The 12,652-nt window shown below is 70.1% G+C and carries 7 protein-coding genes and 1 tRNA gene; 5 read left to right on the top strand and 3 right to left on the bottom strand.

The features are described from left to right. Positions 1 to 1,153: 1,153 nt before the first annotated feature. Together MKK82_RS06980 and MKK82_RS06985 are read right to left on the bottom strand one after the other, a co-directional pair. Positions 1,154 to 2,305, bottom strand: coding sequence for an acyltransferase family protein (locus MKK82_RS06980; protein WP_243985100.1), 1,152 nt, complete (start codon positions 2,303 to 2,305; stop codon positions 1,154 to 1,156). A gap of 522 nt (positions 2,306 to 2,827) precedes the next feature. Next, positions 2,828 to 3,154 (bottom strand): hypothetical protein, encoded by a 327-nt coding sequence (locus MKK82_RS06985; protein ID WP_243985101.1) that lies wholly within the window; start codon positions 3,152 to 3,154, stop codon positions 2,828 to 2,830. A 772-nt stretch (positions 3,155 to 3,926) separates the two neighbouring features. Here MKK82_RS06985 and MKK82_RS06990 point away from each other — a divergent pair. Next, positions 3,927 to 5,657: an omptin family outer membrane protease gene (locus MKK82_RS06990; RefSeq protein WP_243985102.1), complete on the top strand. Its 1,731-nt coding sequence runs from the start codon at positions 3,927 to 3,929 to the stop codon at positions 5,655 to 5,657. A 448-nt stretch (positions 5,658 to 6,105) separates the two neighbouring features. Here MKK82_RS06990 and MKK82_RS06995 read toward each other — a convergent pair. Then, a tRNA-Val gene (locus tag MKK82_RS06995) sits at positions 6,106 to 6,180 on the bottom strand. Positions 6,181 to 6,520: 340 nt separating this feature from the next. Here MKK82_RS06995 and MKK82_RS07000 point away from each other — a divergent pair. The 4 genes from MKK82_RS07000 to cyoA all read left to right on the top strand — a co-directional run bounded on the left by MKK82_RS07000 (position 6,521) and on the right by cyoA (position 12,587). Continuing rightward, on the top strand, positions 6,521 to 7,564 hold the full coding sequence (locus MKK82_RS07000; RefSeq protein ID WP_238290241.1) for a hypothetical protein: 1,044 nt from the start codon (positions 6,521 to 6,523) through the stop codon (positions 7,562 to 7,564). Between the two features lie 2 nt (positions 7,565 to 7,566). Beyond that, complete coding sequence (locus MKK82_RS07005; protein ID WP_409566778.1) at positions 7,567 to 9,747, top strand: glycosyltransferase family 2 protein; 2,181 nt, start codon at positions 7,567 to 7,569, stop codon at positions 9,745 to 9,747. Positions 9,748 to 9,917: 170 nt separating this feature from the next. Then, the gene (locus MKK82_RS07010; RefSeq protein ID WP_238290243.1) at positions 9,918 to 11,249 is read left to right on the top strand and encodes an MFS transporter; all 1,332 of its coding nucleotides are present in this window, start codon (positions 9,918 to 9,920) and stop codon (positions 11,247 to 11,249) included. Positions 11,250 to 11,357: 108 nt separating this feature from the next. Continuing rightward, positions 11,358 to 12,587: a ubiquinol oxidase subunit II gene (cyoA, locus tag MKK82_RS07015; protein WP_238290244.1), complete on the top strand. Its 1,230-nt coding sequence runs from the start codon at positions 11,358 to 11,360 to the stop codon at positions 12,585 to 12,587. The last annotated feature ends 65 nt before the right edge of the window (positions 12,588 to 12,652 follow it).

The following is a 12,652-nucleotide window of genomic DNA, read 5'->3' on the forward strand; positions in this document are numbered from 1 at the left end:
CCCATCCGGATGACTCTGCGGGCCGATGGTTGCGGATCCCTTGCCGGGATCGTGCGGCCTCCGCGCGAACCGCTTCGGAGCACCCGGTCCTGCCGCCGCCGCGCGGTGCGCCGCCCACCGCTGCGGCCCGCCGCCGCGCGGGCCGCGCCGGCCGTGACAGGCCGCCCCCGCCAGGAGGGCCGGGCCGGTCGTGGCCGTGACATCTGTCATCCGGCCGGTTCCCCGGCGCGGGCCGGTCGGTCACCGGCCGCCGGAAGGCGAGCCCGGTCGTCGATGTTGAGCGCCCCGGCCCCCGGACGCCGGATCGCGGGCGGCCTGCACCGCGTCGCCGGGACCGCCCGCCTGGAGGCGGCCGGGACCCCGCGGCCCGGTCCGGTCCGGTCCGGTCCCGTCGCCAGCGATCGGGACGGTCCGGTCGACGGTCGCGCGGGCGGTGGCGCCCGCCGCCCTGTCCTCGCCCGGGACGCGGCTGCCGGGCCTGCGCTCCCGGGCCCGGTCGGCCTCCGGTTCGGCGGCCGCGGCGCGCCGCACCGGAACCCGGTTCAGCCCCCTCGTCGGCCCCCTCGTCGGCACTTTCACCCGCTCTCGCATCGGCCCCACGGCCGCTCTTCGAGGGGTAGCCCGACGCGCTTCTGAGCGTCTCACCGGCTCCGCACAGCCACCGGTCCGACAGTCGCCGCCTTCCTCGACAGCGAGGCCTCCCACGGCCCAGGCGTGCCTTCGAAGCGCCACCGATGGGCCAGTGCCGTACAGATCATCTCAGGAGGCGCGCTCATGTGCGATGTCTCGACCTGCGACGTTGTGTCGAACCTGTGCGGCCCGCCACGTACGGGCAGGACAGAGCGTGTTTCGCGCGCGTCACGGTTCGTCATCCCTGCCAGGGCGCGGCGGGGCTTCGTCCCGACCTGCACGCGCAGCCAGCGCGATGTTCCTCGCCCGGCGCTGGGCAGTTGCAGGCTACGGCGACGCTCGGATCCGCGATCCCGCCCGCCACCAGTTGGGCGCGGAGCGACACAGGGTCTCGGGCCTGAGCAGCTGCCCGTTCTCTCGCGCGAGCAGGATGCGGCAGCGCGGACTCGGAGCGAGTTGTCGTCCCGAAGGCGTGCGGCCCCTGCAGGGGCCGCATCCGGCTCGACCGGGGTGGTCCGGCCGGTCAGGCGATCGCGGCCTGATGGCGAGGCTTGCGCACCCAGAGGTGCCGAAGCCTGAGGGCCGGCTTCTCGATGTAGTCCCACGAGAGTGAAGCGAAGGACCCGGTCAGGACCAGAACCAACGGGAAGATCACCGCGAAGGACACTTCCTTCGGGAGGTCGCCCAACTGGGGGAGCAGGAGGGCGACGACGGCCTGCGTCAGCGGGAAACCGTACAAGTAAATGCCATAGGATAGGTCCTTCTTCACCCAGCGGTCGAACCAAGCGAAGCTCTGCATGCCGATATACACCATGCAGTAGGTCAGCAGGATCCCGCTCACGGCACCGAGCAGATCGGCCAGCATCAGGACATAATATCCGGCCCCGCACGCCAGGAAGAGCGGGACGCTGACGGGTACGCGCCGGGCGTTCAGGTACATCGCCACGCCGAAGAAGAACATCAGCACGATGTACCACGTGGTGAAGTGGGTGTTGTCGTGCCGCACCGTGAAGCGCACCGGATCGTACAGGCCGAGGCCCAGCGCGACCACGGCGAGGCCGGCGACCGCCAGGGTGAACCGGACCGGCGTCGCGAGGACGCCGCCGACCATCAAGGCCAGCATGATCAGGTAGCACCAGAACTCGGGCGGCAGCGTCCAGAGATTGACGTTGACGACGGAGGGCCATGGATTGTGCTGGAAGACGCCCGGCAACTCGAGGGCGACGTGCCCGACGATGTTTCCGAAGTACTGCAGCAGCATCGGATCCGAGAAGTACTGCTTCAGCGGCAGCGTCGTGAAGAAAGGGCCCAGCACGAGGGCCGAGAGCGTCACCTCGACGGTGAGGGCGGGCACGATGCGGAAGCACCGGTTGGCCAGGAACGGTCCGACCTTGCCGCTCCTCAGCGCGCTCCCGGCGATCAGGAAGCCACTGAGGGCGAAGAACATGCCCACCAGGGCGAACACGCCCGGCTGGAGGAACCCGCCCAGCACCTTCGAGTGGCCGATCGCCGTCGCGGCGCCCGCCGCGGTTCCCTCGAGAGCGACCTGAGCCGGACTGGTCCCGCCGAGGACCGCGACGCGGCAATGGTGCGCGAGAATGACGACGGACAGGGCGTGCCGGAGGAGGTGAAATCCCGGCCCGATGCCGCCATGCTCCGCGAGACGCTCCGCCAAGCTGCGCGTGTGCGCTCCCCGTGCTCGGCCACCGAATGCGGACAGGACCCGTTGGACGCGGCCGGCGGACGATCCGGGTGATGGCATGGCAGGTCGCTCATGGTTTGAAGCCGCAGCGCTTCACCGCCGTGCAGGCCAATCAAGCCATCTCACACTAATAATTGCGCTCTATATCAGCAATGAAAGGAGGCTATTAAGGTTGACGCCGACGCAGAGCACAGCATTCACGGCCGAAGCTCGACGTATCCGGTCGGTCGTCTCGGCCTCAGGTGCCGAACGTGATCCATAGGCCGCGCTCGCTGAAGTTCAGGTCCGCGGCGGCAAGGGGGGACCCGGACGATGCCGGTGTCGAGGCAGGTGTCGGAGGCCCGGATCACGGGTTCGCGTCGATCGCGGGAGTAAGCGGCTGTGACTTGGCGAGGTCGACAACGACCGCGACGCTGTTCCGGGGCCGCGCGTCAACCGACTGGGCCTGGCTGATGCAGGCGGACGCCCGGACCGTCCGGGCGCCCGTGCCTCGGCTCAGCAGCTCAGGCGGCGGCCTTCGCGGCGCCCGAAGACCCGGTAATGGGCGGCGCCGGACTCCATCTGCCCGGCTGCTACGGCGCGGCGGACGTCCGGATTGCAGCGCAGGTATTCGCGCTCATCGAAGCCGTAGTTGGCACGACCGCGATAATCGTCCCGATCCCGATAGCCGCGGCCGCGGTCGTCGTAATCGCCGCGATCCCGGTATCCCCGGTCGCGATAACCGTAATCCTCATAGTCCGGTCCGCGCGGCTGCGCCGAGACCGGGCTGAGTGCGCCCAGAACGCCGAGAGTCACGGCGGCGGCCGCCAGAAACGCCTTCATCGTACTGCCCTCCTTGAAGCACCCCGCGGAACTCCCCCAGATCGGGCCGCCCCGGTCCACACGTGGCTGCAACCGAGGCGTCCGCGCGGTGCCTGATTGGTGGCTTGAAACGCTCTGCGCGCCGGATGGTTCGATCGCGCACCAAGGCCTGGCGACCGCCCCGCCGGGGCTGGAAGCCGGCCGCAGAAAGACCGGACTCCGGGCCGGGACCGACGGCACGGCATGCGGTGCATCATCCGGCGCTACATCCCGCGACGCATCATGCGCCGCGCTCTGCGGTAGCGCAGGGCGTGGCGCTCGATCCGGTCCGGCGCGGCGGTGCCGGGACCGAGCGGGACGGCGACGACCGAATTGCGCACCCGTCTCGCTACGCCGCGATGGCAGCCCGTCACCGAACGGTGTCGCCCGCCGGTGATGCAGGAATGCAACATCGGTGGGTGAAATGGGCGAATCCCGGGGACCGGCGGGGGACAAGCGGGAACGTGAATCGCCGGCTTTTCAGCGTCACGCCCGCGCTCCGTCGCGTTTGACTGCTATCCAATCCGCCTGTTTTGCTCACGCCGCCGTCCCGAAGTAATCGATCCAGAAATTTCAATTCAATTTGGCCCCGCAGCGAGGCTTTCGAATCATTTTTCTTGAGGGTACGGGTAAATCCACCGCGCGCTGAACGGTGAAAGATTGTTGTGATTGACACTTTAATGCAATCTTAACATTGCGGCCGTCGGGAGATGGTCGGTCTCAGGCTTCGGTGGCGCGCAGCTGGGGGGTATTCGTGCGTCGAACCATAGGATCCGGTCTTCTCTGCAGTCTGCTGTCGCACACCGCGCTCGCCGCGGATCTGCCGCGGGCATCCCGGCCGGTGCCGCCCGCCGCGCCGCCGGTCTTCACCTGGACCGGGGCGCATGCCGGCCTGTTCGCCGGCTACGGCGCCTTCGGCAGGAACACGCAGTTCGTCTGCACGGGCCCCGGCGGACAGCCGGGCGGGCGCCTCTGCCCCGTCCTCCCGGCCCGGACGGCGACGGCGGACAGCTTCATCGCCGGCGGCGAGATCGGATACGACTGGCAGCTGGAAACCGGGCTGGTCGCCGGCGCCGCCGCGGACCACCAGATCACCCGCCTGTGGGGCTACGATCGCTGGGAGGGCCGCTTCCCGGCCCAGGGCGGCGGCTTCTACCCCGCCAGCGTCGCCCATTCCGGGCAGCGGCTGGACAATCTCACGACGATCCGCGGCAGGCTCGGCTTCGCCGTCGACCGGACCCTCGTCTACGCCACCGGCGGCCTCGCCCTCGGACAGATCCGGACCGACAACAACCTGACCTTCGACAGGACGTTCAGGCCCACCGAGCTCTTCGACGGCCGGTCCGGCGATCTGCGTCTCGGCTACGCGGTCGGCGCCGGGATCGAGCAGGCGCTCACCCCGCATCTCTCGGTCAAGGCCGAGGGCCTGTATTACGATTTCGGCAGCCGCGCGGTCCTCACGACCCCCGGCTATCGCGCCTGGACGGGCTACGCCGCCGGGACCCGCACCGCGACGGACGGCGTCCTGACCCGGGTCGGCCTCAATTACCGGTTCGGAGACGGGCTGTCGGACCTGCCGCCGATCGGGTCGGCCGGGCCGGCCAGCTGGGCCTTCGCGGGCGGCCTGCGCTACTTCTACAGCTCGGGCGGTCCGCGCTACACCCTCGGCAGCAACCGCATCCCCGGGCAGGTGAATTCCCGCCTGATCTACGCGGGTACGGACGCCCAGTCCGGCGAGAGCTTCGCGCGGCTGGAGCACATGCCGACGGGCCTGTTCGCCAAGGGCTTCCTCGGCGCCGGCGGGGTCTCGTCCGGCCGCCTCTCCGACGAGGATTTCCCCCCCGCCCTCAACCCGTACTCGAAGACGCTCTCGCCGATCAGGGGCGGCGACATCAGCTACGGTGTCGTCGACCTCGGCTATACCGTCCTGCGTCGGGACGGCTTCAGCCTCGGCGGCTTCGCCGGGTACCAGCACGAGGCCGAACTGCTCAACGGCGATGGCTGCCGGCAGGTCGCCAGAAGCGGCATCTGCGCGGGTCGGCAGGCCGTGACGGATCAGGTCAGGGTCCTGAGTGAGAACCAGCGCTGGAACGCCCTGCGGATCGGCGTGATCGGCGAGGCCCGGTTCGACCGGGTCACGCTGAGCCTCGAAGGCGCCTACCTGCCCGTGGTGGCGATGGACGGGGTCGACCGTCACTGGCTGCGTCAGGATATCAACCCGCTGCCGCAGCACGGCAGTGGCGACGGCTACTTCGCCGAGGGCATCGCCGCGTACGATCTCACCCCCGAGGTGAGCGTCGGCGTCGGTGGCCGCTACTGGCGAATGCAGACGGATTCGGGCCGGACGACGTTCCCCCTCGCGACGCGCAGCCCGACCAAGTTCGAGACCGACCGCTACGGCGGCTTCGTGCAGCTCTCCTACAGGCTGTCCGATTTCGGCCTCGCCGAAGCGACCGCCCCGGCGGCCCCGATCCGCAAGGAGTGAGGCCGCGCCGATCGGGTGCCCGACCCGGACGGACCCGGGCGGGACCGGCTCGCACCGCCCCGGCGGCGCGCCGGTGTCGAGCCCTGGAGGATCGCAGGGATCCGACGCGCGGGCCCGTCGCGGGGCCCCGTCGCAGGGGTCCATCGCATGACCGGCGATCCTGCCGACGGAACCCGACGCGGTGCCGCAGGTCCGGCCGCCGCGCCCGACAGGACCCGTGCCGGTCCTCGTGGGCACCACCAGGTCGGGTCGGAGAGCGGGGGGCTGCGCGGGGCGGGTTTCCCCGCGCCATCCGCGTCGAATCGGGCGCTCGGCCTCGCCCTGGTCGTGGGCCGGAGCCTCGCGCCGGCTATCGGCCGAATCCGGGGCCACACTCGCCCGGCAGGGCTCCCGCACCGCCGCGGGCACGGTGCGGCTTGATCACGGTGCGGCTTGATCTCTGAGGGAGTGGTGGAGACGACAGGGATCGAACCTGTGACCTTTCCCATGTCAAGGGAATGCACTACCGCTGTGCTACGTCTCCTAAACGACTGCGTTCAAGTTCGCTGAACCTGAAAGCCATCGAAATAATCCAGACAACTCAACGGCTTATGAAGAGTGATGCCTATCCTGTCAAGGTAGTGCTCTCCCGCTGAGCTACGCGCCCGGGCCGGAGCCGTGCGGGCTCCGGTGGGCGGGGCCTATAGCGGCTGGCCGGCGAGGGCGCAAGCGGAACCTGCGCACGGCGGGCCGCAACGGGCGGGATCCGCCCCTTTGCGGAGGCGATGGTGCACGCCGGGGAAAAAATGCGCTATGGGCCTGCCGCTCGGCATCCGGCCGCGCCGCGCGACAGGGCGTCGGCACGCCGCCTCACGCTTCGGGACATGCGCTACTTCATCGACCACGATCAGGGTGATTCGATCCGCGGCTGGATCGTGCCGGACAATCCCCTCGCCATCAGCCGAGTCGCGGTCTCCGTCGAGGGACGGCGCGTGGCCGACGTCGCGGCCAGCCTCACGGACGAGACGTTCAAGCGCAACGGCTGGCACGCGACCGGGCAATGCACCTTCGTGCTGACCGCCGCCGAGGTGCCGGGCCTGCCGAACCTGCCCCGCGTCGAACTCTACGACGTCGACACCAACGTCCTGATCTATCGCCGCGCGCCGCCCGACGGGCAGGTGCCCCTGCGCGTGATGCTGATCAACACCGGCATCGAGCCGGAGACCCTCCTCCAGGCGGCGCTCTTCCCCCATTTCCAGCACTGCTATTTCGGCATCCACAAGCTGCCGGACGAGATCATGACCTGCGTGCTGACCGGCTCGGCCGCACCCTCGGCCTTCCTGTCGGGCGCCGTGACCATCCCGCGCTACGAGAACTACATGACGCCGGACCTGATGGTCACGGCGATCCTGCTCCAGGATCCCTACATAGAGACGGCGACCCGCATGCGCTGGCTCAAGGCCCGGGCCGGCGACGCCGCCGATCCCACGCGAAGCTGGCGCCTGGGGCCGCTGGCCGAGGCCGCGTCCTTCGCGGACGAATACGATTTCGCCGATGCGAAGAGCCTCAAGCGCTTCTTCCGGATGCTGCCGGAGCCGGCCTACCGGCTGCTCTACAACCCGCTGACCCGCCAGCTCGGGACCCGCATGCCGGAGGACCGGCTGCATCCGGGCAATTCCATCGCCGCGATCGAGATCCTCGCCCGGGTCGGCATCGTCGGCCACAAGGCCCGGTTCCCCGCCTTCGCGTCGACCTTGTTCGACCGGCTCGGCATCACGACGCCGATCCCGGCCCTGCCCCCGATCCCACCCGAGACCCAGGCGCTCGCCCAGCGCCTGAAGACCGTCAAGGCGGTCGAGGAGATGGTCGTGTTCGACGTGGCCATGTCGGATGCCGTGAAGGCCTCGGTCGACAAGAGCTGGAGCTGATCGTGCGCGCCACCGACGCGGCCGCCGGGCTCCGCCTGCCCCCGGCGCAGCTCGCCGGCCCCTTGAGCGGCCGGGGCGCCCTGCCGGTCCGGGCGGGCGCCGACGGGTTGCGCGTCGACCTTCCCGGGCTCGCGGGACGCTGGGTCGAGATCGTCCTGTTCAACGATCCCGCCGACGGCCGGGACGCCAATCCCGACCTCAGCCTCGTTGGGCCGGACGGACGCCCGGGGGCGCTGCTGCCCCAGGAGGCACGGGGCGCGGGCGCCTTCGCGTGGATCGGCCGCCTGCCGGAGGGCACCGCGGCGCTGCGCGTGGCCGATCCGTCCCGGCAGGTCCCCGCCCGGCTGCGCCGGATCGCGGTGCGCCGCCTCGCCCGACCGGTCCTCGCCCTGCGCGGACTCCTGCGCGAGCCCGCACTGACCGCCCAGGCCCTCGGCTGGCGCATCCTCGGCAAGAAGGTCCGGGCCCGGGGCTTCCTCGGCCGGGCCCTGCGCCACCGGCGCGTGACCGGCTACGAGGCATGGATCGGCACGAACGCGCTCCGCCGCCCGGAGCGGGACGGGATCGCCGCCGAGATCGCCGCCTGGCCCGATCCGCCTCTGATCTCCGTGCTGATGCCGGTCCACGATCCCGACCCGAAGGTGCTCAGGGCCGCCCTCGCGTCGCTCAGGGCGCAGCTCTACCCCCATTGGGAGCTCTGCGTCGTCGACGACGCCTCCACGCGGCCCGCGATCCCGAGGATCCTCTCCGAGGCGGCCGCGGACGATCCGCGCATCCGCGTCCTCACCCGAGCTGAGAACGGTCACATCGCCCGGGCGACCAACGACGCGCTGGGGCAGGCTCGCGGCGTCCTCTGCGCCTTCATGGACCACGACGACGCGCTGACCGAGGATGCCCTCTACGAGGTCGCCCGGGCGCTCCGGCGCGACCCGGACCTCGTGCTGATCTACAGCGACGAGGACAAGATCGACGGGCGCGGGCGCCGGTTCGACCCGCATTTCAAGGCGGGTTTCGATCGGGAACTGCTCTACGCGCAGAACTACATCAATCACCTCACGGTGGTGCGCACCGCGGCCTTGCGCGCCGTCGGCGGGTTGCGCCCGGGCTTCGAGGGCAGCCAGGACCACGACCTGCTGCTGCGCCTGACCGCCGGGCTCGACCCGGCGCGCATCCGCCACATCCCGCGGGTGCTCTACCATTGGCGGGCTGCCCAGGGCTCCGGCACCTTCTCGGACCGGTCGCTGGCCAGGGCTGAGACCGCGCGGCTGCGCGCGCTGGCGGAGGTCGCCGCGGCCTTCGGCGGTCGGGCCGAGCGCGGTCCCGGCGGCTTCAACCGCCTGATCCGGCCCCTGCCTGAGCCGCCCCCCCGGGTCTCGGTGATCATCCCCACCCGGGATCGGGCCGAACTCCTGGCGGTGACCCTCGACGGGCTGCTCGAGGCCACGGCCTATCCCGACATCGAGTTGGTGATCGTCGACAACGACAGCCGCGAGCCCGAGACCGCCGCCCTGTTCGCCCGCTACCGGGACGATCCGCGGGTACGCGTCGTCGAGGTGCCCGGCGCCTTCAATTTCTCCGATCTCTCGAACCGGGGGGCCGCGGCGGCGACCGGGCCGGTGCTCCTGTTCCTCAACAACGACATCGAGGTGCTGGAACCCGCATGGCTCACCGAGCTGGTCCGCCAGGCGGTGCGGCCGGAGGTCGGCGCCGTCGGGGCCAAGCTCCTCTACCCGGACCGGACCATCCAGCACGGCGGCATCGTGCTGGGGATCGGCGGGGTCGCCGGGCACAGCCATCTCGGCGTCGCGGATACGGATCCGGGCTATTTCTGCCGCATGGTGATCGCCCACGAGGTCTCGGCGGTGACGGGGGCGTGCCTCGCCATGCGGGCGGACGTGTTCGCGCAGGTCGGCGGCTTCGACGCGGTCGACCTGAAGGTCGCCTTCAACGATGTCGACCTCTGCCTGAAGATCCGCCGGGCGGGCTACCGGATCGTCTGGACGCCGTTCGCCACGCTGATCCATCACGAGTCGAAGAGCCGCGGCGCGGAGGACACCCCCGAGAAGCAGAAGCGCTTCGAGGGTGAGGTGCTCACCATGCTGGACCGTTGGGGTCCGGAATTGCGGGCGGATCCCTATTACAACATCAACCTGTCGCGGAATTCGGCCCATTACCGGGTGTGACCGGCGCGCGGCCTGCCGCACCGTGGGCTGGACTGCGACCACGCGTTGCCATGCGTGCGTCAGTGGGTGAACTTGCGTCCGGAGCCGGTTGCGATACCTCTGGACATGCCGCAAGAGGCGGTTCCGGCCAAGGCGTCCCGGCGGGCGCACGGCGAGGGCGACAACCAGAGATGAGTGCGAACACCCCAACGGTCACGGGCCTCGAGCGCGATGCGCAGCAGGCGATGGGAGACCACAAGGTCCACCCGAACGAGATCGCCATCGGCGTGGTGATCGGGCGCGCGTCCGAGTACTTCGACTTCTTCGTGTTCGGCATCGCCTGCGTGCTGGTCTTCCCGAAGGTGTTCTTTCCCTTCGTCGACCCGCTCAAGGGCACGCTCTACGCCTTCGCGATCTTCGCCCTCGCGTTCATCGCCCGGCCGCTCGGCACCGTGATCTTCATGGCGATCGACCGCCGCCACGGACGCAGCGTCAAGCTCACCACCGCCCTGTTCCTGCTCGGCGCCTCCACGGCGGCCGTCAGCTTCCTGCCGCGCTACGACAGCATCGGCATCTCGGCCGTCTACATCCTGGCGGGCTTCCGCGTGCTGCAGGGCCTCGCGCTGGGCGGCGCCTGGGACGGGCTCGCCTCGCTGCTCGCCATGAACGCGCCGCGGGAGCGGCGCGGATGGTACGCGATGATCCCGCAGCTCGGCGCGCCGCTGGGCTTCATGGTGGCGAGCGCCCTGTTCGCGTTCTTCATCGTCAACCTCGACGAGGCCGACTTCATCGACTGGGGCTGGCGCTTCCCGTTCTACTGCGCCTTCACCATCAACGTGGTCGCCCTGTTCGCCCGGCTGCGCCTCGTCGCCACCGACGAGTTCGCCCGGATGATGGATCTCGACCGGCTGCGCCCGGTCCCCGCCCTGGAACTGTTCCGCCACCACGCGGGCGACGTGATCCGCGGCGCCTTCGTGCCGCTGGCCGCCTTCGCGCTGTTCCACCTCGTGACGATCTTCCCGATCGCGTGGCTGGCGCTGAACAGCACCACCCGCTCGCCCGGCGAGTTCCTGATCGTGCAGTTCTCCGGCGCCATCGTGTGCGCCGGCGCGGTGGCGGCCTCGGGGCTGATCGCCGACCAGATCGGCCGCCGCAACTGCCTGATCATGAGCGCCTCGCTGATCGGCTTCTTCGCCGTCGGCAGCATCATCGCGCCGCTCCTGTTCGGCGAGAGCGCCATCGGCCAGACCATCTACGTCACGATCGGCTTCATGCTGCTCGGGTTCGCCTACGGCCAGACCGCGGGCGCGGTGACCGCCCGCCTGGGCAACCGCTACCGCTACACCGGCGCGGCGCTGACCTCGGACTTCGCGTGGCTCATCGGCGCCGGCTTCGCGCCCCTGGTCGCGCTGTTCCTGTCCCAGCGCTACGGGCTGGCGATGATCGGGGTCTACCTCCTGTCGGGGGCGGTCTGCACCCTCGCGGCCCTGTATTTCGACCGTTCGGAAATGCGCCAGATGTAGTCGGGCGCGGCGCGGGCTGCGCCGCGCGCGCCGGGCTGACAGGAACGCCGCCTCGCGCGGCACGGCAGAAGCGCCGCGGCAGCGGCATGGGAAAACGAGACGCGTGCTGTGACCTCTTCGACCGATCGACCGGACAGGACCGACACCGCACGCCCCCGGAGCAATCGCGGGCGGCGCCTCCTGCCGCTCCTCGCCCTGCCGCTGCTGACGCTGCTGGGCGGTTGCAACTTCGTGGTCATGCATCCGGCCGGCTACGTGGCCGAGCAGCAGCGCAACCTCGTGCTGGCCGCGACCGGGCTGATGCTCCTGATCATCGTGCCCGTCATCGCCTTCACGCTGATCTTCGCGTGGCGCTACCGGGCCAGCAACGAGGACGCGGTCTACGACCCCGAATGGCATCACTCGACGCAGCTCGAGGTGCTGATCTGGACGGCGCCGCTGATGATCATCATCGCGCTGGGCGCGCTGACGTGGATCGGGACCCACACCCTCGATCCGTTCCGGCCGCTGAGCAAGATCGACACGAAGCGCGACGTCCCGGCCGGCACCGTGCCGCTGGAGGTCGAGGCCATCGCCATGGATTGGAAGTGGCTGTTCCTCTACCCGCAATACGGGATCGCCACGGTCAACGAGCTCGCCGCGCCGGTGGACCGGCCGATCCGCTTCAAGATCACCGCCACCGACGTGATGAACACGTTCTACGTGCCGACGCTCGCCGGCATGGTCTACGCGATGCCCGGCATGCAGACGCAGCTCCACGCGGTGGTCAACCGCGAGGGCGCCTCCGAGGGCCGCTCGGCGCATTACAGCGGTGCCGGCTTCTCCAACATGTTCTTCAAGTTCCACGGCCTGACCAACGACAAGTTCGAGCAGTGGATCGCCAAGGCCAAGGCCGAGGGCGGAGAACTGAGCCAGGAGGCCTACCTCAAGCTCGAGGAGCCGAGCGAGGCCGAGCCGGCCCGCTACTACAAGTCCTACATGCAGGGCCTGTACGACCGGATCATCGGCATGTGCCCCCGGCCCGACCAGATGTGCGTCGGCGAGATGGTGAAGATCGACGCCAAAGGCGGCGCCTCCGGCGCGGAGGCCGAGGCGAACTACAAGCGGCTGCAATACGACAACCGCCTCGCCGAGCGCGGCGTCGAGGGGCCGGGCGCCACGGCGCCGGCTTCCGAAACCGGTCCGCACGGCCAGACGCAGCCCCAGGGCATGAGGCCGCGGCCCGACATGGGCAACCCGGATGTCCGGGAGCAGAAGTCGCCTGACAGCCAGGGCAAGGGCTCCGGCGAGGGCCAGAGCGAGGGCGGCCAGATCGCGCCCAAGCAGCTGAATCAGTAAAGCCGCTCTTCATGAGAGCGGAAATCAAGCACAAGACCGGCGGTCGCCGTCGAACCCACTGAACG

Origin of the sequence: Methylobacterium sp. E-046 (genome assembly GCF_022829625.1) — a bacterium.
In the GTDB taxonomy this organism is placed as follows: Bacteria; Pseudomonadota; Alphaproteobacteria; order Rhizobiales; family Beijerinckiaceae; genus Methylobacterium; species Methylobacterium longum.

What these genes read in the sequence shown, in the direction of transcription:
- MKK82_RS06985 (WP_243985101.1), bottom strand. Translation starts at nt 3,154, where the DNA reads ATGAAGGCGTTTCTGGCGGCCGCCGCCGTGACTCTCGGCGTTCTGGGC.
- MKK82_RS07000 (WP_238290241.1), top strand. Translation starts at nt 6,521, where the DNA reads ATGCGCTACTTCATCGACCACGATCAGGGTGATTCGATCCGCGGCTGG.
- MKK82_RS07010 (WP_238290243.1), top strand. Translation starts at nt 9,918, where the DNA reads ATGAGTGCGAACACCCCAACGGTCACGGGCCTCGAGCGCGATGCGCAG.